Origin of the sequence: Mesorhizobium sp. M1365 (genome assembly GCF_040317865.1) — a bacterium.
Taxonomy (GTDB): Bacteria; Pseudomonadota; Alphaproteobacteria; order Rhizobiales; family Rhizobiaceae; genus Mesorhizobium.
In genome coordinates this window covers 111357-131444 of record NZ_JAMYLG010000007.1, presented here as the reverse complement: position 1 = coordinate 131444, position 20088 = coordinate 111357, and the positions used below count along the sequence as shown (strand labels likewise).

24 protein-coding genes are annotated in these 20088 nt (G+C 62.6%); 14 read left to right on the top strand and 10 right to left on the bottom strand.

The genetic code is table 11. The features are described from left to right. Positions 1-78: 78 nt before the first annotated feature. From uvrB to NKH04_RS11335, 5 genes are all read left to right on the top strand, one after another. Positions 79-3369 (top strand): excinuclease ABC subunit UvrB, encoded by a 3291-nt coding sequence (gene uvrB, locus NKH04_RS11355; protein WP_352921137.1) that lies wholly within the window; start codon positions 79-81, stop codon positions 3367-3369. Between the two features lie 432 nt (positions 3370-3801). Further along, positions 3802-5331: an ABC-F family ATP-binding cassette domain-containing protein gene (locus NKH04_RS11350; protein WP_352469763.1), complete on the top strand. Its 1530-nt coding sequence runs from the start codon at positions 3802-3804 to the stop codon at positions 5329-5331. Between the two features lie 102 nt (positions 5332-5433). Next, positions 5434-5607, top strand: a complete 174-nt coding sequence (locus tag NKH04_RS11345; RefSeq protein WP_023719167.1) for a hypothetical protein — start codon at positions 5434-5436, stop codon at positions 5605-5607. Positions 5608-5734: 127 nt separating this feature from the next. After that, positions 5735-6163, top strand: a complete 429-nt coding sequence (locus NKH04_RS11340) for a VOC family protein (protein WP_352921135.1) — start codon at positions 5735-5737, stop codon at positions 6161-6163. Positions 6164-6240: 77 nt separating this feature from the next. Next, positions 6241-6594, top strand: a complete 354-nt coding sequence (locus NKH04_RS11335) for a DUF1428 domain-containing protein (protein ID WP_023678403.1) — start codon at positions 6241-6243, stop codon at positions 6592-6594. On the opposite strand, the gene NKH04_RS11330 is transcribed toward NKH04_RS11335, so the two are convergent. From NKH04_RS11330 to NKH04_RS11320, 3 genes are all read right to left on the bottom strand, one after another. After that, complete coding sequence (locus tag NKH04_RS11330) at positions 6581-8236, bottom strand: tetratricopeptide repeat-containing sulfotransferase family protein (RefSeq protein ID WP_352921133.1); 1656 nt, start codon at positions 8234-8236, stop codon at positions 6581-6583. The two genes, NKH04_RS11335 and NKH04_RS11330, sit on opposite strands and share 14 nt — an antisense overlap. 184 nt (positions 8237-8420) lie before the next feature. Next, on the bottom strand, positions 8421-8687 hold the full coding sequence (locus tag NKH04_RS11325) for a DUF1488 family protein (RefSeq protein ID WP_352683477.1): 267 nt from the start codon (positions 8685-8687) through the stop codon (positions 8421-8423). A 10-nt stretch (positions 8688-8697) separates the two neighbouring features. Next, complete coding sequence (locus NKH04_RS11320; protein ID WP_023678406.1) at positions 8698-8880, bottom strand: hypothetical protein; 183 nt, start codon at positions 8878-8880, stop codon at positions 8698-8700. 368 nt (positions 8881-9248) lie between these two features. On the opposite strand from NKH04_RS11320, the gene NKH04_RS11315 reads away from it, so the two are divergent. Then, positions 9249-9515, top strand: a complete 267-nt coding sequence (locus NKH04_RS11315; RefSeq protein WP_352469759.1) for a hypothetical protein — start codon at positions 9249-9251, stop codon at positions 9513-9515. Next, positions 9512-9757, top strand: a complete 246-nt coding sequence (locus NKH04_RS11310; RefSeq protein WP_023678408.1) for a hypothetical protein — start codon at positions 9512-9514, stop codon at positions 9755-9757. The genes NKH04_RS11315 and NKH04_RS11310 overlap by 4 nt, the downstream gene beginning before the upstream one ends. 127 nt (positions 9758-9884) lie before the next feature. On the opposite strand, the gene NKH04_RS11305 is transcribed toward NKH04_RS11310, so the two are convergent. Then, on the bottom strand, positions 9885-10286 hold the full coding sequence (locus tag NKH04_RS11305) for a Kazal-type serine protease inhibitor family protein (protein ID WP_023678409.1): 402 nt from the start codon (positions 10284-10286) through the stop codon (positions 9885-9887). A 490-nt stretch (positions 10287-10776) separates the two neighbouring features. Here NKH04_RS11305 and NKH04_RS11300 point away from each other — a divergent pair, with 490 nt between their 5' ends. The 3 genes from NKH04_RS11300 to NKH04_RS11290 all read left to right on the top strand — a co-directional run bounded on the left by NKH04_RS11300 (position 10777) and on the right by NKH04_RS11290 (position 12031). Next, a complete protein-coding gene (locus tag NKH04_RS11300) occupies positions 10777-10989 on the top strand; it encodes a cold-shock protein (RefSeq protein WP_006202520.1) in 213 nt (70 codons plus the stop codon). A 227-nt stretch (positions 10990-11216) separates the two neighbouring features. Continuing rightward, entirely contained in the window at positions 11217-11429 is a 213-nt protein-coding gene (locus tag NKH04_RS11295; RefSeq protein WP_006202521.1) for a cold-shock protein, read from the top strand. Between the two features lie 191 nt (positions 11430-11620). Then, positions 11621-12031: a BA14K family protein gene (locus NKH04_RS11290; protein WP_023678410.1), complete on the top strand. Its 411-nt coding sequence runs from the start codon at positions 11621-11623 to the stop codon at positions 12029-12031. A 69-nt stretch (positions 12032-12100) separates the two neighbouring features. Here the strand turns inward: NKH04_RS11290 and NKH04_RS11285 are convergent, their stop codons facing one another. The 3 genes from NKH04_RS11285 to NKH04_RS11275 all read right to left on the bottom strand — a co-directional run bounded on the left by NKH04_RS11285 (position 12101) and on the right by NKH04_RS11275 (position 14269). Further along, the gene (locus NKH04_RS11285) at positions 12101-12742 is read right to left on the bottom strand and encodes an MBL fold metallo-hydrolase (RefSeq protein ID WP_352450491.1); all 642 of its coding nucleotides are present in this window, start codon (positions 12740-12742) and stop codon (positions 12101-12103) included. Positions 12743-12918: 176 nt separating this feature from the next. Next, positions 12919-13230, bottom strand: a complete 312-nt coding sequence (locus NKH04_RS11280) for a hypothetical protein (protein ID WP_352450492.1) — start codon at positions 13228-13230, stop codon at positions 12919-12921. Positions 13231-13375: 145 nt separating this feature from the next. After that, positions 13376-14269, bottom strand: a complete 894-nt coding sequence (locus tag NKH04_RS11275) for a branched-chain amino acid aminotransferase (protein ID WP_352450493.1) — start codon at positions 14267-14269, stop codon at positions 13376-13378. A 249-nt stretch (positions 14270-14518) separates the two neighbouring features. On the opposite strand from NKH04_RS11275, the gene NKH04_RS11270 reads away from it, so the two are divergent. The 4 genes from NKH04_RS11270 to NKH04_RS11255 all read left to right on the top strand — a co-directional run bounded on the left by NKH04_RS11270 (position 14519) and on the right by NKH04_RS11255 (position 18446). Further along, complete coding sequence (locus tag NKH04_RS11270) at positions 14519-15046, top strand: MarR family winged helix-turn-helix transcriptional regulator (RefSeq protein WP_352456926.1); 528 nt, start codon at positions 14519-14521, stop codon at positions 15044-15046. Further along, positions 15033-15752 (top strand): response regulator, encoded by a 720-nt coding sequence (locus tag NKH04_RS11265; RefSeq protein WP_353044347.1) that lies wholly within the window; start codon positions 15033-15035, stop codon positions 15750-15752. Before NKH04_RS11270 ends, NKH04_RS11265 begins: the two co-directional genes overlap by 14 nt. A gap of 50 nt (positions 15753-15802) precedes the next feature. Beyond that, positions 15803-17218: an ATP-binding protein gene (locus NKH04_RS11260; RefSeq protein WP_352541020.1), complete on the top strand. Its 1416-nt coding sequence runs from the start codon at positions 15803-15805 to the stop codon at positions 17216-17218. Between the two features lie 205 nt (positions 17219-17423). Beyond that, positions 17424-18446 carry a glycosyltransferase family 4 protein gene (locus NKH04_RS11255; RefSeq protein WP_352850315.1) on the top strand — a complete coding sequence of 341 codons (1023 nt, stop codon included), beginning with the start codon at positions 17424-17426 and terminating at the stop codon, positions 18444-18446. A 12-nt stretch (positions 18447-18458) separates the two neighbouring features. Here NKH04_RS11255 and NKH04_RS11250 read toward each other — a convergent pair whose 3' ends face one another. The 3 genes from NKH04_RS11250 to NKH04_RS11240 all read right to left on the bottom strand — a co-directional run bounded on the left by NKH04_RS11250 (position 18459) and on the right by NKH04_RS11240 (position 19959). Continuing rightward, a complete protein-coding gene (locus tag NKH04_RS11250) occupies positions 18459-18818 on the bottom strand; it encodes a tRNA-binding protein (RefSeq protein WP_352850314.1) in 360 nt (119 codons plus the stop codon). Between the two features lie 6 nt (positions 18819-18824). Further along, positions 18825-19325 carry a type III secretion system chaperone family protein gene (locus NKH04_RS11245; protein ID WP_023678420.1) on the bottom strand — a complete coding sequence of 167 codons (501 nt, stop codon included), beginning with the start codon at positions 19323-19325 and terminating at the stop codon, positions 18825-18827. Between the two features lie 331 nt (positions 19326-19656). Beyond that, positions 19657-19959: an accessory factor UbiK family protein gene (locus NKH04_RS11240; protein WP_352469829.1), complete on the bottom strand. Its 303-nt coding sequence runs from the start codon at positions 19957-19959 to the stop codon at positions 19657-19659. Between the last annotated feature and the right edge of the window lie 129 nt (positions 19960-20088).

Below are 20088 nucleotides of genomic sequence, written 5' to 3'. Positions count from 1 at the left end.
TCAGCAGCCAAATTGCGCGCGGCACCCTTCACCACTCCGCTCTTTCCATTTTGGCCGATACCTCCCATATTCGGGGCCATGGCCAGACTCTCCGACAAGAAAACGCCGCCGCCGGCGAATGACGAGCGCGCTTCGCCGCCCAAGCGGCGCAGTCCGCTGACCGATTTCCTCGATGCGTCGGAGCCCCTGTACAAGGGCGGCTTTGCCGAGGCGCCGCAGGCCGAGTTCACCGGCGCGCCGCTGACCGGCTCGATCGCCGACTGGGCCGAACAGATCGAGCAGGAAGCCGAGAAGGAAGGGCGTCAAATCTCCCCCCTCGAGGGGGAGATGTCGCCGAAGGCGACAGAGGGGGTCGGCAAAGGAAGCGCTCGGCGTCAAGGGTCGCCGAGCACTGCCGCACCGACCCCACCCGGCGGCTCCGCCGCCACCCTCCCCTCGAGGGGGAGGGAAGGCGCCAAGTCTGCCAAGAAAATCCCGGAGCGCTCCTCTTCTCCCGGCCGTACGGCACGCGGCACCTCGATGGGCGGCGCGGCTTCGGCGCGGGAGCGCACTGCGGCCGGTCTCAACCCTGTCGCTGGCCTCGATGTCTCCCTGGAAGAGGCCGAGACCATGGCCTCGGGCGGCGTCACCGCGACCGTCGCGGCGCTGTCGGCGCTGATCGAATCCGGCAATCCGCTGCACAAGGACGGCGTGCTGTGGACGCCGCACCGCCCTGCCCGGCCTGAGAAATCCGAAGGTGGCATCGCCATCAGGATGGTCTCGGATTTCGAGCCGGCCGGCGACCAGCCGACGGCGATCAAGGATCTCGTCGAAGGCGTCGACCGCAACGACCGCACCCAGGTGCTGCTCGGCGTCACCGGCTCGGGCAAGACCTTCACCATGGCCAAGGTGATCGAGGAGACGCAGCGCCCCGCTCTGATCCTGGCGCCCAACAAGACGTTGGCCGCGCAGCTCTACTCCGAGTTCAAGAAATTCTTCCCGGAAAACGCCGTCGAGTATTTCGTCAGTTACTACGACTATTACCAGCCGGAGGCCTATGTGCCACGGACCGACACCTACATCGAGAAGGAATCCTCGATCAACGAGCAGATCGACCGCATGCGCCATTCGGCGACGCGTTCGCTGCTTGAGCGCGACGACGTCATCATCGTCGCCTCGGTGTCCTGCATCTACGGTATCGGCTCGGTCGAGACCTACACGGCGATGACCTTCCAGATGCAGATCGGCGACCGGCTCGACCAGCGCGCGCTGCTCGCCGACCTCGTCGCCCAGCAATACAAGCGCCAGGATATCAATTTCGTCCGCGGTTCGTTCCGGGTGCGCGGCGACACGATCGAGATCTTCCCGGCCCACCTTGAGGATCGCGCCTGGCGCATCTCGCTGTTCGGCGACGAGATCGAGGCGATCACCGAGTTCGATCCGCTGACCGGCCAGAAGACCGGCGAGCTGAAGAGCGTCAAGATCTACGCCAATTCGCACTATGTGACGCCGCGGCCGACCTTGAATCAAGCCATCAAGTCGATCAAGGAAGAACTGAAGTATCGCCTGCAAGAGCTTGAAAAGGCTGGCCGCCTGCTTGAGGCGCAGCGGCTTGAGCAGCGCACCCGCTTCGACCTGGAGATGCTGGAGGCGACCGGGTCCTGCGCCGGCATCGAGAACTATTCGCGCTATCTGACCGGCCGCCAGCCGGGCGATCCGCCTCCAACCTTGTTCGAATACATACCCGACAATGCGCTGGTCTTCGTCGACGAAAGTCACGTCACCATACCGCAGATCGGCGGCATGTATCGCGGCGACTTTCGTCGCAAGGCGACGCTGGCCGAGTATGGTTTCCGCCTGCCGTCCTGCATGGACAACCGGCCGCTGCGCTTCGAGGAATGGGACGCCATGCGCCCGCTCTCCGTCGCGGTTTCGGCGACGCCCGGCGCCTGGGAGATGGAGCAGTCCGGCGGCGTCTTCGCCGAGCAGGTCATCCGCCCGACCGGCCTCATCGACCCGCCGGTCGAAGTACGCCCGGCCAAGACGCAGGTCGACGACGTCGTCGGCGAAATCCGCGAAACCACGAAGGCCGGCTACCGCACGCTGGTGACCGTGCTGACCAAGCGCATGGCCGAGGATTTGACCGAATATCTGCATGAGCAAGGCATACGCGTGCGCTATATGCACTCCGACATCGACACGCTGGAGCGCATCGAGATCCTGCGCGACCTGCGCCTCGGCGCCTTCGACGTGCTCGTCGGCATCAACCTGTTGCGCGAAGGCCTCGACATTCCCGAATGCGGTTTCGTCGCCATTCTCGATGCCGACAAGGAAGGTTTCCTGCGCTCCGAGACATCGCTGATCCAGACGATCGGCCGCGCCGCCAGAAACGTCGACGGCAAGGTCATCCTCTATGCCGACCAGATCACCGGCTCGATGGAGCGGGCAATGGCCGAGACCAACCGCCGTCGCGAAAAGCAGATGGAGTGGAACGCGGCCAACGGCATCACCCCGGAATCGGTCAAGTCGCGCATTTCGGACATCCTGGACTCGGTCTACGAAAAAGATCATGTCCGCGCCGATATCTCGCAGTTCACCGACAGCGCCGGCGCGATGATGGGCAACAATCTGAAAGCGCATCTCGACGCCCTGGACAAGCAGATGCGCGATGCCGCCGCCAATCTCGATTTCGAGAAGGCAGCCCGTATCCGCGACGAGATCAAGCGGCTGCGCGAGATGGAGCTGTCCATCTCCGACGATCCGCTGGCCAAATATGCCGACATGGAAAGCCCGGTCTCGGGCCGCGAAAAGGGCAAGCACAACAAGGGCGTGGCCAAACACCGTACATCGGAGGAACAGGAGCGTTTCCGCAAGCTCGACGAGGCACGTTCGGCCGAAGAGGCGGCCCGGCCCAACCTCTTCCGCAAGCCGGCACTCGACGAGATGGGCGCCGACGGCGCCGTGCCGGTGAAGAAGCCGCTGTTTTCGAAGCCCTCGCTCGACGCCATGGGGCCGGGCACGGATATGCCGACCCCGGCCGGCGCAGTGTCGCGTTCGCTGTTCAAGAAGCAGTCGGCCGAAGAGGCGCACGGCTCCGACTTCGGCATCCCGGGCGAACCGACCAAGCCGCTATTCAAGAAGAACTCGCTCGACGAGATGACCGTGCGGCGGACGGAAAAGCCGGTCGAAGGAAAGGTGCCAGCGAAACCACAGCCGATCTCCCCCGGTGTGGGGGAGATGCGCGGCAGGGCAGAGGGGGGCGCAAAGGAACGCAACGATTCCGCCAAACCCATTGTCCGCCAGCGCAGTGGTATCGGCTCCTACGAAGACCCGGCCGACGCCCGCCGTGAAAAGCGCCGCCCCGGCAAGACGGGGCGCCCGGGACGCTAGCGAGCTTCCCTTCTCCCCTTGGGGGAGAAGGTGGATCGGCGCGCAGCGCCGAGACGGTTGAGGGGTGCTGGACGGATCGCCGTCGGTGCCAAGCTGGAGCACCCCTCATCCGACCGCTTCGCGGCCACCTTCTCCCACAAGTGGAGAAGGGGGAGCCTAGCCACTTGCCATCGGCCCTAGCCTTGGTGTAGCCAGTTTCTACAACTCGAACGTCTTGAAAGGAGGGCTGCGTGTTATTTTCTCACCACCGTCAGCGCGGCCCTGTCTTTGCCCTGCGAGCTAGCTTGCAGGGCTGACCAGGGACGGTCCGGGTTTTTCCCCGCTTCGATTTTTTGGTCTGCCCTTCGTGGTGCGCAATGCCGAGCCTAATGGCTGGCACGTGCACCGTCAAAGTGCATTGAGCCGGGCTCCGGCAAGACCAGAGAAATCAAAATGGCCCTGATCAGCCTCAAATCCCTCGGCGTCACCCTGAATGCGCCGCTGTTTTCCAACCTCGACCTCACCATCGGCACCGGCGACCGGCTCGGCATCGTCGCCGCCAATGGGCGCGGCAAATCCACTTTGCTGAAGTGCCTGACCGGCGAGATGGAGCCGACATCAGGCGACATCACCCGTACGCGCGGCCTGCGCGTCGGCTATGTCGAGCAAGTCGTCCCGGCAGCGCTGGCCGGGCGCAGCTTCCAGCAGGTGGTCGCTGATGCCTTGCCGGCCGGACAGGTCGAAAGCGAACAATGGCGCGTCGATGTGGTTCTTGACTCGCTTGACGTGCCAGAACCGATGCGCGGGCGGCCAATGCAGGCGCTGAGCGGCGGCTGGCAAAGGCTGGCGTTGATCGCCCGCGTCTGGGTCACCGATCCCGACGTCCTGCTTCTCGACGAGCCGACCAACCATCTCGACCTCGGCAAGATCAGCCAGCTCGAGACCTGGCTGAACGCGCTGCCGCGCGAGGTGCCGGTGGTGATCGCCAGCCATGACAGGGCGTTCCTCGATGCCACGACCAACCGCACGCTGTTCCTGCGTCCCGAACAATCACCGGTGTTTTCGCTGCCCTATTCGCGGGCGAGGCTTGCGCTGGACGAGGTCGACGCCTCGACCGAACGCAAGTTCCAGCGCGACATGAAAGTGGCGCAGCAGCTGCGCCGGCAAGCGGCCAAGCTCAACAATATCGGCATCAATTCCGGCAGCGACCTTTTGACGGTCAAGACCAAGCAGCTCAACCAGCGGGCAGAGCGCCTGGAAGAAGCGGCAGCGCCGGCACACCGCGAAAAGTCGGCGGGCGCGATCAAGCTTGCCAACCGCGGCAGCCATGCCAAGGTGCTGATCACGCTCGACGAGTTGGTGGTCGGAACACCTGACGGCACGGTTCTGTTCAGCACCGGCAAGCGCCACATCTGCCAAGGCGACCGCATCGTCCTGCTCGGCCGTAACGGCGTCGGCAAATCACGGCTGATCGGCCTGATCCGGAACGCCATCGTCGAGCCGGAAACGGCGGCGCAAAGCCTGAAGGTGACACCGTCGACCGTGCTCGGTCATAGCGACCAGGCGCTGTCCGGCATCGACGGCGATGACACGCCGCTGGCGATGCTCTCGCGCAAATTCGACGTCGGCGAGCAGCGCGCCCGCTCGCTGCTCGCGGGCGCCGGCGTCAGCATCGACATGCAGGAGCGAAGGATCGGCGTGCTGTCCGGTGGGCAAAAGGCGCGGCTGATGATGCTGGCGCTGAGGCTCGCCAATCCCAACTTCTATTTGCTCGACGAGCCGACCAACCACCTCGATATTGATGGCCAGGAGGCGCTGGAAGCGGAATTGCTGGAACATCAGGCGAGCTGCCTGCTTGCCTCGCACGACCGCTCCTTCATCCGCGCGGTTGGCAACCGCTTCTGGCTGATCGAGAAACGGCGGCTGACCGAGGTCGACGACCCGGAAGCTTTCTTCCGGGAGGTAGCCGAAGCCGGCGGTTAAAAAATTGCGGAAAAAATCCGGCGCTCTGTCGGATGATGATCGCATGCCACGTCCTTGGGTTGCCGACACGGTGATGCCGGCGCCAATCGAGGAGAAAGCATCATGTCCATTCTGTCATCCATAGGTCACGCCGTAACGCGTTACTCGGCGGCTCGCGCCCGTTATCGCAGCGAACGCGCCATCCTGTCATTGCCGATCGAGCTGCGCAAAGATATTGGCTGGCCGGAAATCGTCGTCGACGCGCAAAACAGCCCGCGGATTCGCATCGAAGGTTGAAGGTGGCAGTTGGCCGTCGCGGCAGGCGCCATTTCAAATCCAAAAAACCATCGGCCGTGTAGGATCGTCGCCGTTCCGTTCGTCCTGTGGTTCGCAAAGGCAAACCAGACGCAAAGAGGAGCATGACATGAATGACCAGCCGCAGACCCAGCCCGCCGCCAAAGTGCGTGGCGGATTGACGCCCTACCTTCAGCTTGACGGCGCTTTCAAAGCCGCAGAATTTTACCAAAAGGCCTTCGGTGCCGAGCAGGTCTTTGCCTATCCGCCGGACGAACAGGGCCGTACCATGCATATCCATCTCCACATCAACGGTTCGACCCTGATGCTTTCCGACTTCTATCCCGAGCATGGAATGGCCGCTGTGAAGCCGCAGGGCTACACCATGCAGCTCCATCTCGGCAGCGACGACATCGACGCCTGGTGGCAGCGGGCCATCGAGGCGGGCTGCGAGGAAGTCGTGCCGTTGCAAGTGATGTTCTGGGGTGATCGCTGGGGCAATATGCGTGATCCGTTCGGCGTCGAATGGGCAATGAACGCACCGGTGAAAGCAGCTTAGCATTCCACACAGGCTGTGTCTGAAATCACCTCTCCCGCTCCAGAGGGAGAGGAAAACGATCGCATGGAGGAAATCAGATGTCCTATGTCGACGGTTTCGTACTTGCCGTACCGAAGGCAAAGCTCGATGCTTACAAGAAGCTGGCGGAAACCGGCGGCGCCGTCTGGAAGGAGCACGGTGCTCTTGCCTACGTCGAATGCGTCGGCGACGACGTCCCTTATGGCGAGCTCACCTCGTTCCCGCGCGCCGTACAGGCCAAGGACGACGAGGTCGTCATCTTCTCATGGGTGGTCTACGAATCGCGCCAGAGCCGCGACGCGGTGATGGCCAAGGTGATGGCCGACCCGCGCCTCAAGTCGGACTGGGAGACCATGCCATTCGACGGCAAGCGCATGATCTTTGGCGGTTTTCAGCCCTTCATCGAGCTGTAGGCGCCCCTCGATCAAGTTTGTCGTGCAGCGGCTTCAGCCGGTCGCCATAGCGCTTCCACAGGTCGACCGAGCCCTGATACATCGGCTGGCGCACTTGCGCAGCCGACGCCGTTCGCACCGGCCGGTCGGTCTCGTGGAACGACAGCACGGCGTCGTCCCACGGCAGGCCGAGATGGGCGATCAGCGCCCGCGACCGGCCTTCCTGGTCGGCGACGAAATCCTCGTAGCGAACGTCGTGCACGACATCAGGCAGCACGGCATGCCAGTGCGCCATGATGTCGGTGTACAGATTGTGGAAATCGGCGAGCTCGTCGAGATCGTAGCCGTAGCGATGGCTGTCGCCGCGGAAGTGCACCTTGTAGATCGACAGGCAGGTCGCCGCCGCATCGCGCGCGCAATGGATGATCTTGGCCCGCGGCAGCATCATGTGGATGAAACCGACCAACAGGAAATTGCCGGGCATCTTGTCGGTGACGTGTCGAGAACCCGGATAGCGGGCGTGCAGCATGTCGAGATAGGCCTGGCCGGCCTCGGCATAGGCCTTGTCGGGCATGTCGGCGATGCCCCAGGGAAAGCCGCCCTTCATGCTGAGCGGAAACTGCTTGCCGACCGCCGTCTTCAATATGCTGAGCTCGCCGGCGCCATAGACCTGCGGATGGCTGGCGATGATCTGCTCGACCAGCGTGGTGCCGGAACGCGGCATGCCGACGACGAAGATCGGCGTGTCCTCGGCTATCTCGCTCGGCTTGTGCCTTTCAAAAAAGGCCTTGTCGAACACCGCCTTCATCGCCTCGAACTCGCCGCGCGTCTTGCCGGCGTCGTAGTCGATGCCCTGGCGGCGGATCGCGTTGCCTTCGGCGAAATAGTCGAAGGCGCGGCCATACTCCCTGAGGTCGTCATTGGCCTTGCCGAGACCGAAGGAAAGCTGCATGCGCGCCAGGCTGCCTTGCGGCGCCTTGGCGTGCTCCGCCTCCATGCGGGCAAGCTCGGCGTCGCGCTCCTTTTGGCGCTTGACCTGGGTAAGCATCAGCCAGGCCCTCGCCATGCCGGGGTCCACAGCCAGCGCCTGCCTGAAAAGATCCGCAGCCTCGTCGAGATTGCCCTTTTCCATCAGCCCGACACCCAGGCCGTGCAAAAGATCGGCATCCTTCGGCCGGATCGTCAGCGCCTCGCGAAAAACAGCCAGTGCCTCATCCAGCCGGCCCGCTTCCTGCAGCGTTTCGGCAAGCCCGACGCGGGCGCGGACATGGAACGGGTTGCGGCCGATCGTGCCGCGATAAATATCCTCGGCGCCTTCGAATTGGCCGAGCTGCTTCAGCGACGAGCCGAGATTGTCACGCGCCGCCAGCTGGTCCGGCCGAATCGCCACCACCTTGCGGAAGAGATCGGCGGCGGCCGCGACCCGGCCGAGGTCGCGCAGCACGGTGCCGAGATTGTTGAGGAAATCCGGATTGTTCGGTTGCAGACGCACCGATTGTTCGATCAGCGCCAGCCCCTCGGCGCTGCGCCCGGTCTGGTGCAGCAGAAGCCCGAGGAAATGCGCAGCAGCCGGGTGGTTGGCCTTTTGCGCCAGCACCTGTCGGTAAAGCGCCTCGGCTTCCTGCCGGCGCCCGGCCTGGTGCAGCTGCAGCGCCTGCTGCACGTGCTGGTCGAGCCCCAGCGGCGGCTGTCCGCCTGAGCCGTAACGTGCGCCTGCCGGTTGTCTCGGATCTCTGTTGATGGGAAACCTGCCGTGTTGTCCGCCTGCCGCGATCTAGGCCATCGCTGCGGCGCGTGCAAGAGCAGACGGCGGTCGCTACGAAGCAAAACTTCGAACCCGGGGGAGCCTACCGAAAGTCGGCCGGCGTCAGCACATACATGTTCCTGCGGCCGTGCGAGTAGGCTTGGCGCGCAATCTCGTGGATCGACGAACGCTTGGCGTCGAAGGCGCTGAGAAATTCGGCCTCGGCTCCGCTTGCTGCCGGGTTTGCCGCCGAAAGTGCCGCGACCTCGACAAAGAACGGGACTTCGAGCATGCCGTCATGGCCGACGAAACGAATGCGCTTGGCCGCCGGGTCATAGGAGCGGCTGGGATTGGGAAAATTGAGCGTCATGGCTTGCGCGTCAAATCAGGCGGTTGCTTTCGGCAAGCTGGCGCGCCCGCCGCGCCGTGCCGTCGGTGTCGGCAATCCTTCGCCTTGCCGCCTCGTCGCTTCTTATCGTGAGACGCGGCGACAAGACCTTTATCGGCTTTGCGACAGGACTGACTGCAACTGTCGGGACATCCGGTGTTCTTGCGGAGTTCATGACTCTCTTCCTTCCATTGCTAGATAAATACAAATGCCGGAGGAATTTTTTCGGAAGTTCTTCAAACAATTTTTGAGGTGCACCGGGACCGTATCATCGTTCTGCGGATAACTATAGAAAAGTAATTTGACGTTGGTAGGGGTAAGAGGCCGAAAACTTCTTGAATAAGTCGTATTTTCAGACTAGAGGTATGAAACCGTTTGGGTCATGCTTGGCCCCGCGGTGTCAGGGATTCTCGGCCCGCCAAACTTATCCAAATCGCCGACACCTGGTACCGCAATGCAGGCTCCGCTTCCGGGGCAGGCCGGAAAGAAACTTCAAGGCACGAGAACTTCAAGGCACAAGCGAGAACTTCGAGGCGCACAAGAATGTCTGCTCGCACCACCCATTCCATAGCGCATTTCGCGGCACCTTTCGTGCTTGGCGGGCTGGATGGCATGCAGCCGGCCGGCGACTATGACATCGACCACGACGAAGAACTGATCGACGGCATGTCCTGGCCTGCCTGGCGCCGCGTCGCCACTTTCATCCATCTGCCGGCAAGGACAGTGAAAAGCGCGACCAGCCAGCTTGTCGCCATTGACCATGCCGAGCTCGACGCAGCGCTTCGGCACGACCAGGAGAATGTCACATGATCCGCTTCCAGCAGAATGCGCGGCGCACGGACACGCCGGCGCATATCTTCACCGTCGGCCAGACCGTCCGCATGAAGAGCCGCACCGGCCTTGCCCAAAAGACCGCGGAGCTGTTCCAGATCAAGAGCCGGCTGCCGGTCAAGGACGGCTCGCCGCAATATCGCATCCGCAGCGATCAGGAGACCTATGAGCGGGTCACCACGGAAGACAATCTCGAACCGGTCGACAACCCGGCCAACTGAGCCGACGCGCCACAACGCTGCTTCACATGCTGATAATGCCGCAGATCCGCATCTCCAACGGGAACGGCGCTGAGCTCTACGCCGGCCCCCAGATGGTGCTTATCCGGCCAGGCTGTAGGTCGGTGCGCTAGCAGGGCCCGTCATCGACGACGCGATAATCCGCCGCGCGGGCTTCGCATTCGTTGGGGAATGTGCGCAGTTCGCCATGGCGACGGGCACAGACTGGGCGGTATTCGCGGGTGCAGAATGTCTGCTCCTCACCGCCACCACCACCGCCGCGGCACTCGCCCTCGCGAATGATGCGGTATCCGGCCCGTTCGGCAAGGCAGGCATTGGCGAAGGTCTGGCGGTCGCCGCCGCGCCGGGCACAGACCGGGTCATATTGCCTAGTGCAGAATTGCGGCCCCGGCCGTGGCGGGCGCGGCCCCGGCCCCTCATCATCCACCACGACGGTGCAGGCTGCGAGAATTGCCGACAGGAACAGGATGGAAAAAACCTGCCGCGGAAAGATTGCCGCAAGAAACCGCATGAATGTTCTCTCCCTCGAAACTCCGGCCCGCACAAATGGTGCCTGGGTCAGGCCGATCCTCGTCATTCCGCTGCCAGATGCAACCCCTGTTTGCAACTGGCGAGCCAGAGCGGTATGCCGGCGCAAGCCAAGACAGCACCTGCCCCGCTTGCTGGACCATGCCTGGGTGAAGTCTGGCCGATGACCGCGCAGCGAACCCGGACTATCGGTGCGATGCGTCGGGATGCGCCTGTTGGGGCCGCCCGCGGCTGTGTCTTGCAAGCATCACGTTTCCGTGCGATAAATTTTGTGTTCGGGCATTTGCGACCCGGAGAGCGGAACGTTTTGGACGACCTTTCCCCGATACTGTGAATCTCTGACAGCCCCGTTTTCGGCGGGGGGTTTTACCATGCGCCAATGCATGACTGCCGAAGCAACCACCGGGACTTGCCCACGGCGCCAGGCGGCGGGCGGAACCACCAAGACTGACACGGGTGAAGGAGTTTCCCCAATGGCCCAGACCGGCACCGTTAAATTCTTCAACGCTACCAAAGGCTTCGGCTTCATCACGCCCGATGGCGGCGCCAAGGATGTGTTCGTCCACATCTCGGCGATCGAGGCTTCCGGGCTGCGCACGCTCGTCGACGGTCAGAAGGTCACCTTCGATGTCGAGCCCGACCGTATGGGCAAGGGTCCGAAAGCGGTCAATCTCCGCGCCGCCTGAACGGCGGCGTTCCGCGCGTCCTTTCGGGGTGTGAGGATGCTGCAAGGCTTTTGAGTGAACTTGAATTCTGTAAAGGCGCGGCGGTTTTCGTCGCGCCTTTTGTGTTCCGGGATGCTTGCCGGCACCCGCAAAACTTTCTCTTGCCGATGGCACTAAAATAAAGGACAAATTTCCGTCCGGGCATTTGCCGGCCCGAGACTGGACTTGTGGGATCAAAGGAGCTTCCCATGCCGCAGACCGGCACCGTCAAATTCTTCAATCACGCCAAGGGCTTCGGCTTCATCACGCCGGACGACGGGGCAAAGGATGTCTTCGTCCATATTTCGGCCGTGCAGGCGTCGGGTCTTCCCGGTCTCGAGGATGGGCAGAAAGTGACATTCGACACCGAGCCGGACAAGCGCGGCAAGGGTCCGAAAGCCGTCAACCTGTCGATCGGCTGAACCACCCCCGGGCAGAATGGACGTGGGCCGGTCTGGCCTGCGGTATTTGCCGCACGCTTGAACCGCCCAGTTAGATGAACCGCCTGGCCAAATTTCGTTCAGCCCCCGTTCAGCCACGGTCGCATATTAATCTTCGTTAAAGCCGGACCGCATCCCCCGAAACGACCCGGGCCGGCACGAAGGAGACTGACATGAACCGAATTTTCAAGACTGCCATCCTGTCCGCCGCGGTCGTTGCGACCACGCTTGCGACCTTGCCCGCGGCCAATGCCGACGAATGGCGCCATCACCGCCGCCACCACGGCCACGGCGACGCCGTTGCGGCCGGCGTGCTCGGCCTTGCGGCCGGTGCCCTGATCGGCGGTGCGCTCGCCAGCCCGCAGCCCCGCTATTACGACCCGGCCTATGATGATGAATACTACAGGCCTGCCCCGGTGCGCCGTTATTACGTGCAGCCGCGAGTGGCCTATGCCGAAAGCTATGCGGAGCCGTGGACCCGCGGCTGGTACGAATACTGCTCGGACCGCTACCGGAGCTTCAACGCCCGTACCGGCACGTTCACCGGCTATGACGGCGAACAGCATTTCTGCACCGCCAATTAGCGGAGGCAGTTTCCCGTCGGAAAAAAGCGCGGTCGCACAGGCCGCGCTTTTTGTTTCCGGCAAGCGGTTTCAGACCAGAAAAGGATTGCTCCGCCGCTCCTCACCAAAACGGCCGCCGGGACCATGGCCGCAGATAAAGCCGATGTCGTCGCCCAACGGCAAAAGCTTCTCCTTGATCGAGGCGATCAGCGCGGCGTGGTTGCCGCCCGGCAGATCGGTGCGGCCGACCGAACCGCGGAACAGCACGTCGCCGACATGGGCGAACTTCGCAGCCCGGCTATAGTAGACGACGTGGCCGGGTGCATGGCCCGGACAATGGAGCACCTCGAACACGTGCGAGCCGAACGAAACGGTCTCGCCTTCGGCAAGGAACCGGTCGGGGACACAGTTGCGCACGGGATCGGTGATGCCGTAGCGCTTTGCCTGGTTCTCGAGATTGGCGAGCAGCGGCCGGTCGGCGGCATGCGGACCGATGATCTCGATACCGAGCGCCTCCTTCAACTCCATGGCCCCGCCGGCATGGTCGATATGGCCGTGCGTAATCCAGATCGCGCCGGCAGTGATCGCATTGTCCTCGAGCGCCGCCAGCACCTTGTCGATGTCGCCGCCCGGATCGACGACAACGCCTTGCCTGTCGTCCATGTCGAAGAGGATGGTGCAGTTCTGCTGGAACGGCGTGACCGGCACGATGCCGGCGTTGAGCTGACCCATATTCGTCCTTTCACGCTGTCGGAGCGCTGCGCGTCCCCTCGAACGCGTCAGGAGAGCTCCAACCTTGAACCAGGCCCTGATGTAGAGACACACGCGAACGGCGTCCACCGCTCCCACAAACGGCAAACGAAATGGGCGGCCGAAGCCGCCCATTTGAAAACCTGAAACGTCAAAGCTTATTTCTTCATCGCGTTCATGACCGCACCGATGATGCCGGTCAGGATGGCGCCGCCGCCGGCACCGCCAACGATATTTGAAATGTTCAACGCGCTGCCGGCCCCTGCCGCCGTGGCGGCGGCTGCCGGATCGACCGAGCCACCCAGCAGACTGTTGAGGATGGCCGCACCGCCGACGCCGCCGACAGCGCCGCCCAGGATTTTGGTAAGCTGCCCCATCGCCGCAGTCTTGATAGCCGCGCCAACCGCCTGACCACCGATGATACCCGTAATCACCTGAATAATGATCGGAAGAAGCGTGTTCATATCCATATTTCCAGTCCCTCCATAGCTGCCAGCCTCCCGGGCCGACCCCATCATGAGACGCCGAATTGTGTGAAAGTCAAATGCAGAAGCGCTTAAATAAAAGGGGCGGCCCGAAAACCGCCCTTACTAGTTAAAAAAGCTGTGACTTTCGTTATTCTGCAGCGATTGCGTGCTTGGGCTGAACGGCCGCAGAATAGTCATTCATCAGCGTCTTGGCGATTTCGCCGACCTCGAATCGGTATGGACCGATCTCCGAAACCGGCGTCACCTCGGCTGCCGTCCCGGTGAGGAAGCACTGCTGGAAGCCTTCAAGCTCATCCGGCATGATGGCGCGCTCGATCACCTCCAAACCGCGGTCCTTGGCAAGGCCGATAACCGTGCGGCGGGTGATGCCGTCGAGGAAGCAATCAGGCTTGGGCGTATGGATCTTGCCGTCCTTGACGAAGAAGATGTTGGCGCCTGTCGCTTCCGCCACCTGGCCACGCCAGTCGAGCATCATGGCGTCGGCATAGCCCTTTGCCTCGGCGGCATGCTTGGACATGGTGCAAATCATGTAGAGGCCGGCCGCCTTCGATTTCGACGGTGCGGTGCGCGGGTCGGGGCGGCGCCATTCGGCCATGTCGAGGCGGATCCCCTTGAGCTTCTGCGCCGGGTCGAAATAGCTTGGCCACTGCCAGATGGCGATGGCGCAGTTGATCCGACTGTTCTGTGCGGAAACGCCCATCTGTTCGCTGCCGCGCCACGCGATCGGCCGGACATAGGCGTCCTGGAAACCTTGCTTCTTCAACAGCGTGCGGCAGGCGTCGTCGATCTCGGCGACCGAGTAGGGTATCTTGAAGCCAAGCAGGCGCGCCGATTCATGCAGGCGTTCGGTGTGGTCGGTCAGCTTGAAAATTTCGCCCCCATAAGCGCGCTCGCCCTCGAATACCGCGCTGGCGTAGTGCAGCCCGTGGGTCAAGACGTGGATCTTGGCGTCGGCCCATTTGACGAATTCGCCGTTCATCCAGATAAAGCCGTCCAGTTGGTCGAAGGGAACGGATGCCATGGTAACCTCCCGCGGGCGGCAGCCCGCACATCATTGTGTCGTTGCGTGTTTCGCCTCGGCCGCTGCGGGCGGCCATTGTCTCAAAGCGTAGGCGGATATTTAAGGTCTGGCAAACTCAGGAAGTTCCGGAAAAAACGGCTTCGCTTGCCTTTTCGTTCGCAATCCGCCGAAAAGCTTGCCAAAAATTACCATCGCGCGGAAAATACGTCAATAGTGCTGACATAATTTCCTGCTTCACACGGAGAAAAGATGACGAGCCACGCAGCCGCAGAGCCGATCAGGACAGCGATCACCGACGAGGACGGCATCGATTTCGCCATCATCGAGTTGTTCTTCTTCGCCTATCGCGACTTTACCTCCGATCCGGACCAGATCCTGGCCGATTACGGTTTTGGCCGCGCCCATCATCGGGTGTTGCATTTTGTCAATCGCCGGCCCGGCCTGACGGTCGCCGAGCTCCTCGATGTGCTCAAGATCACCAAGCAGAGCCTGGCGCGCGTGCTCAAGCAACTGATCGACACCGACCATATCGTGCAATTGCAGGGCCCCCGCGACCGCCGCCAGCGCGAGCTTTATCCGACGGCCAAGGGCCGTGCTCTGGCGCTGGCACTGGCGCGGCCACAGTCGCGCCGCATCCATGCTGCATTGGAAGATTCCGGAGCCACCGAACGCGCCGTTATCGAACGGTTCCTTGAAGCGATGGTAAATCCGGAACTAAGGGCGCAGATCGACATTGTGCCCGCAAAGATGTCAGGGAAAAACCATGGAGACCATTGAGAGGGTTGATCTTCCGACAGCACCGGAAGACGACGCGCCGCATCTGCTGGTGGTCGACGACGACACCCGTATCCGCAATCTTCTGAAACAGTATCTGACCGAAAACGGTTTTCGCGTCACCGTCGCCGGAAATTCTGGCGAGGCGAGGCGCAAGCTCGCCGGCCTCGACTTCGATCTGATCGTGCTCGACGTCATGATGCCGGGTGAAAGCGGCGTCGATCTCACCAAGGCGCTGCGGGCCGAGAAAAACGTGCCGATCCTGATGCTCACCGCACTGTCCGAAACCGACAGCCGGATCACCGGGCTCGAGGCCGGTGCCGACGACTATCTGCCTAAACCGTTCGACCCGCGCGAGCTGATCCTGCGCATCAACAATATCCTGCGCCGCGGCGGCCCCGCGACGACGCCCAAGGTCGAACAGCTGGTCTTTGGCCCCTATACGTTCCAGATCGCCAGGCGTGAGCTGAAGCGCGGCGGCGAGGCGCTCAAGCTGACCGACCGCGAGCAGGAAATCCTGGCGATCTTCGCTGCGCGTGCCGGCGAAACGATACCGCGGCATGAGCTTGTCGGCGATGAATCCGAGGTCGGCGAGCGCACGATCGACGTCCAGATCAACCGGCTGCGCCGCAAGATCGAACGCGATCCGTCCAATCCGGTCTGGCTGCAGACCGTGCGCGGTATTGGGTATCGGCTCAGCGTGGAATAGAATGCCGCCGACAGCGGCCCTTTGCCGGGTCCCGGTGAGCGAAAGGACGAATGGCGACCACGCAACTCGAACGGCCGGGAGATGGCGGCTTCAGCGCCCGCGCGACGCGGGCGCTCAAGGCCGTGCCGCGCGCCTGGAACCGTTTCTGGCGCCTGGTGTCGCTTTACATGCCGAAGCGGCTCTATGCCCGCTCGCTGATCATCGTCATCGCGCCAATGATCATGCTGCAGTCGGTCGTCGCCTTTGTCTTCATGGAGCGCCACTGGCAGACCGTGACGCAACGCCTGTCGCAGGCCACGGTGCGCGACATCGCCGCCATCATCGACCTGATAGAGACCTATCCTCACGACGCCGACTACGCCAACGTCATCCGCATCGCCCAGGATCGCATGCAGCTGAAGGTCGACCTCCTACCGCCCGACCCGCTGCCGCCTCCCGGGCCAAAGCCGTTCTTCTCGATCCTCGACGAGATCCTCTCGTCCGAGATCACCCGCCAGATCAACCGTCCGTTCTGGATCGATACGGTCGGCAATTCCAATATCGTCGAGGTCCGTGTCCAGCTCGAGAACAAGGTGCTGCGCGTCTTCGTGCGCCGCAGCCAGGCCTATGCATCGAACACCCATATTTTCCTGATCTGGATGGTCGGCACCTCGCTGGTGCTGCTGATGATAGCCATTCCCTTCCTGCGCAACCAGATCCGGCCGATTCTGACGCTGGCCGAGGCGGCCGAGAGCTTCGGCAAGGGCCGGCCGATGCCGCGCGATTTTCGCCCGCGCGGCGCGGAGGAAGTCCGCCGCGCCGGCTTTGCCTTCATCCAGATGCGCGAACGCATCGAACGCCAGCTCGAGCAGCGCACCGCCATGCTGAGCGGCGTCAGCCACGATCTGAGGACCATCCTCACCCGCTTCAAACTGCAATTGGCGCTTGCCGGGACCAAGGCGGCCGATACCCAGGCACTCGACCAGGACATCGACGACATGCAGTCGATGCTGGAAGGCTACCTTGCCTTTGCACGCGGCGAAGCTTCGGAAGACGCCGGTCAGTTCGATCTCGAAGCCTTCTTCGACAAGCTTCGCGAGGAAGCCGCGCTGCGCAAGCGCAAGCTGTCGACCGTGCTTGTCGGCGATCCGCATGTGCACGTGCGCCCCAATGCCTTTGCCCGGCTGCTGTCCAATGTCGTCGGCAATGCATTCCGCTATGCCAAGACGGTGGAGATCAATGCCAATCATGGGCGCGGTTCGCTGCTCGTCACCATCGACGATGACGGCCCGGGAATTCCGCCCGAAAAGCGAGAGGATGTATTCAAGCCGTTCGTGCGGCTGGACGAGGCCCGCAACCTCGACGCCAGCGGCACCGGCCTTGGCCTCTCCATCGCACGAGACATTGCCCGCAGCCATGGCGGCGACATTGTCCTCGAACGCAGCCCGCTCGGCGGCCTTCGGGCGGTGATCAAGGTCCCCGCTTGACGGCAGCGACACCCGGCCTTCATCGGCCCGTCATGAAACCATGGTGAAGAGCGCCAATGAAGCGCGCGATCCTGATTGATTCGGCCCTGCGGCCTCATTTCGACCCCGCGCCTGCCCAGGTGCGCTGGTGCGACGCCCGAGCTGCGGCGTGGTCGCCGCTCAGGCGTCGCGGCGAGGCAATCAAGCTTGCCGCCAAGGGACCGCCATGCGCATCCTGATGGTCACCGACGCCTGGCGCCCGCAAGTCAACGGCGTCGTCCACACGCTAGAGCGTCTCTCGGAGACCCTGAAATCCTTCGATATCGAGACGGACTTCCTGACGCCGAATATCTTTCGCACCCTGCCTCTGCCGACCTATCCCGATATCAGGCTGGCGCTGACGACGCCGCACCGCGTGGCGCAGCTGATCGAGGCACGCAAGGTGGACCACATCCATATCGTCACCGAAGGACCGCTCGGCATTATGGCCCGGCGCTACTGCCGCAACGCCGGCCGCCCGTTCACGACCAGCTATCACACACGTTTTCCGGAATATCTGAGCGCGCGCCTGCCGGTGCCTGAAGCATGGGCCTATCGCTGGCTGCGTGATTTCCACAATTCAGGACAGGGCACGCTGGTTGCCACCCAGTCGCTTGCCGACGATCTTGCGGCCCGCGGCTTCACCAAGCTCCGGCCGTGGACGCGCGGCGTCGACACCGATCATTTTCGGCCGGACAAAAGAAAGGACCTGGGATTTCCCGGACCGATCTTCCTCTGCGTCGGCCGCGTCGCGATCGAAAAGAACCTGCCGGCCTTCCTAGACCTCGACCTGCCCGGCAGCAAGTTGGTCGTAGGCGAAGGGCCGGAATTGGCGAAGCTGAAGGCCAGATATCCCGATGCCCATTTCGTTGGCCATCGTCCGAACGACGAACTGGCCGAGATCTACGCCTCGGCCGATGCTTTCGTCTTCCCCAGCCGTACCGACACGTTCGGCAACGTCATCATCGAGGCGCTGGCCAGCGGCACGCCGGTCGCAGCCTATCCCGTCACCGGACCCATCGATATTGTGGGTGACGGCATCGGCGGCGCGGTGTCGGACGACCTGCGGCAAGCAGCGCTCGCCGCCCTTCACGTCGACCGCGCCGAGGCGCGGCAACGCGCAATGCGCTACAGCTGGAAGACCTGCGCGGAAATGTTCATGGAAACGGTCGAAGAAGCGCTGGGTACCAGGCGTAAACTGGCTGCGTGAACAACAGCGCAGCTAGAACAACCTGCCGCCGTCCGGCACTTTGCGTTCGATTGCCCCAAGCACCACCGCGCCCTCTTCATCGGGAAAGCCGAGCGTCAGCACTTCCGACATGAATGGCCCGATCTGACGCGGCGGGAAATTGATCACAGCGAACACCTGCCGGCCGATCAGGGCTTCGGGCGAATAGTATTTCGTGATCTGGGCCGAGGATTTCTTCACCCCGATCACGGGACCGAAATCGATTTTCAACTTGATCGCCGGCTTGCGCGCCTCGGGAAAAGGCTCTGCCTCGACGATCGTGCCGGCGCGGATGTCGACGCGGTCGAAATCGGCAAAGCTGATCTCGGGTTTTCGCGCGTTGCTCGAAACCATCGACGGTCAGGCGTTTCCGTAGGTTTCGAACAGCACGCCGGCCAACGCATCCTTGGCCGAAGTTCCCGACCAGACGACGAACTGGAACGCCTGGAAATAGCATTCGCAGGCCTCCAGCGCCGACGACAGCAGCACCTCGACCTGCTGGCTCGACGGCTCGACCCCACCGGCCAGCAGCAGCGACTGGCGGAACATGATGGCGCCTTCCTGCTCCCAGAGATCGAAATGGCCAAACAGCATCTGCTCGTTGATCAGCGAAAGCAGCCGCATCACCTCGAGCGCGCGCGCCTCCGGGACCTTGATGTCGAAGGCGCAGGCCAGGTGCAGCGCCTCGTAGTCCTCCATCCAGGAGAATGAAACGTGGTAGTCGGTCCAGCTTCCGGCAACCGAGATCGAGATCTCGTCGTCGCCGGCCCGCTCGAAGGACCAATCGTTGTTGTGCGCCACCTGCTCGATAACATCCACCGGATGGATTTCGCGGGAGAATTCGAGTTCGAGAAGTTCCATGAAATGCTTCCTGTCGTTCTGGGAGCGCCACCACACGCTCCGCGGGAGAGGCACACTCGAACAATTCTGCCTAGAACTCGGACGGCCAGGACTTCGTCAACGCAAAGACCCCGGACCGGACCCCACCGCCCGGCGCATGACCCTGCTCCGAATCATGCAACAAATTCAGTCTATTGATCGGGAGTCGCGTGACCAGCCAAATTTTTCGCACTGCGTCATTCGCATGTGGAAAGGCGCTGTCACAAAGATTCACGCAGTACCGGTAAGCGATTCACGACAAAGCGCTTTTTGCGATCCGGCTTTGTGGAAAAGTTTAACGATTTATTTCTTGTTATTTTTTTGCACGCGGCTTTGACGCAGCCGCAGGCGCTGGTTGACCGGTCAATTCGGCAAGCCTGGCCTCGAGCGCCTCGATGCGAGCGGCGAGGCGGGTGTTTTCTTCCCTGGCCTTCGCCGCCATGTCGCGAGCGGCCTCGAATTCCTCGCGCTGCACCACGTCCATGGAGTTGAGTATGCGCTCGGCCTGGCCCCTGAAGGCGGTCTCCACCTCGCGCCGCACGCCTTGCGCGGCACCGGCTGCGTCGGTCATCAGCTTGGCGAATTCATCGAGAATGCGGTTCGGTCCGGTCGCCATGGCAAATCCTCGCTTGGTCGAATTGACGTAGTGGCGCGCGATTCGGAATGCAAGCATATGCTTGCCTTGACCCCGCCAAAAGCCTGCCGCATGGTCCGCGCCCGAACCTGATTGGGAACCCGGAGACCC

What these genes read in the sequence shown, in the direction of transcription:
- uvrB (WP_352921137.1), top strand. Translation starts at nt 79, where the DNA reads ATGGCCAGACTCTCCGACAAGAAAACGCCGCCGCCGGCGAATGACGAG.
- NKH04_RS11350 (WP_352469763.1), top strand. Translation starts at nt 3,802, where the DNA reads ATGGCCCTGATCAGCCTCAAATCCCTCGGCGTCACCCTGAATGCGCCG.
- NKH04_RS11345 (WP_023719167.1), top strand. Translation starts at nt 5,434, where the DNA reads ATGTCCATTCTGTCATCCATAGGTCACGCCGTAACGCGTTACTCGGCG.
- NKH04_RS11340 (WP_352921135.1), top strand. Translation starts at nt 5,735, where the DNA reads ATGAATGACCAGCCGCAGACCCAGCCCGCCGCCAAAGTGCGTGGCGGA.
- NKH04_RS11335 (WP_023678403.1), top strand. Translation starts at nt 6,241, where the DNA reads ATGTCCTATGTCGACGGTTTCGTACTTGCCGTACCGAAGGCAAAGCTC.
- NKH04_RS11325 (WP_352683477.1), bottom strand. Translation starts at nt 8,687, where the DNA reads ATGACGCTCAATTTTCCCAATCCCAGCCGCTCCTATGACCCGGCGGCC.
- NKH04_RS11320 (WP_023678406.1), bottom strand. Translation starts at nt 8,880, where the DNA reads ATGAACTCCGCAAGAACACCGGATGTCCCGACAGTTGCAGTCAGTCCT.
- NKH04_RS11315 (WP_352469759.1), top strand. Translation starts at nt 9,249, where the DNA reads ATGTCTGCTCGCACCACCCATTCCATAGCGCATTTCGCGGCACCTTTC.
- NKH04_RS11310 (WP_023678408.1), top strand. Translation starts at nt 9,512, where the DNA reads ATGATCCGCTTCCAGCAGAATGCGCGGCGCACGGACACGCCGGCGCAT.
- NKH04_RS11305 (WP_023678409.1), bottom strand. Translation starts at nt 10,286, where the DNA reads ATGCGGTTTCTTGCGGCAATCTTTCCGCGGCAGGTTTTTTCCATCCTG.
- NKH04_RS11300 (WP_006202520.1), top strand. Translation starts at nt 10,777, where the DNA reads ATGGCCCAGACCGGCACCGTTAAATTCTTCAACGCTACCAAAGGCTTC.
- NKH04_RS11295 (WP_006202521.1), top strand. Translation starts at nt 11,217, where the DNA reads ATGCCGCAGACCGGCACCGTCAAATTCTTCAATCACGCCAAGGGCTTC.
- NKH04_RS11290 (WP_023678410.1), top strand. Translation starts at nt 11,621, where the DNA reads ATGAACCGAATTTTCAAGACTGCCATCCTGTCCGCCGCGGTCGTTGCG.
- NKH04_RS11285 (WP_352450491.1), bottom strand. Translation starts at nt 12,742, where the DNA reads ATGGGTCAGCTCAACGCCGGCATCGTGCCGGTCACGCCGTTCCAGCAG.
- NKH04_RS11280 (WP_352450492.1), bottom strand. Translation starts at nt 13,230, where the DNA reads ATGGATATGAACACGCTTCTTCCGATCATTATTCAGGTGATTACGGGT.
- NKH04_RS11275 (WP_352450493.1), bottom strand. Translation starts at nt 14,269, where the DNA reads ATGGCATCCGTTCCCTTCGACCAACTGGACGGCTTTATCTGGATGAAC.
- NKH04_RS11270 (WP_352456926.1), top strand. Translation starts at nt 14,519, where the DNA reads ATGACGAGCCACGCAGCCGCAGAGCCGATCAGGACAGCGATCACCGAC.
- NKH04_RS11265 (WP_353044347.1), top strand. Translation starts at nt 15,033, where the DNA reads ATGGAGACCATTGAGAGGGTTGATCTTCCGACAGCACCGGAAGACGAC.
- NKH04_RS11260 (WP_352541020.1), top strand. Translation starts at nt 15,803, where the DNA reads ATGGCGACCACGCAACTCGAACGGCCGGGAGATGGCGGCTTCAGCGCC.
- NKH04_RS11255 (WP_352850315.1), top strand. Translation starts at nt 17,424, where the DNA reads ATGCGCATCCTGATGGTCACCGACGCCTGGCGCCCGCAAGTCAACGGC.
- NKH04_RS11250 (WP_352850314.1), bottom strand. Translation starts at nt 18,818, where the DNA reads ATGGTTTCGAGCAACGCGCGAAAACCCGAGATCAGCTTTGCCGATTTC.
- NKH04_RS11245 (WP_023678420.1), bottom strand. Translation starts at nt 19,325, where the DNA reads ATGGAACTTCTCGAACTCGAATTCTCCCGCGAAATCCATCCGGTGGAT.
- NKH04_RS11240 (WP_352469829.1), bottom strand. Translation starts at nt 19,959, where the DNA reads ATGGCGACCGGACCGAACCGCATTCTCGATGAATTCGCCAAGCTGATG.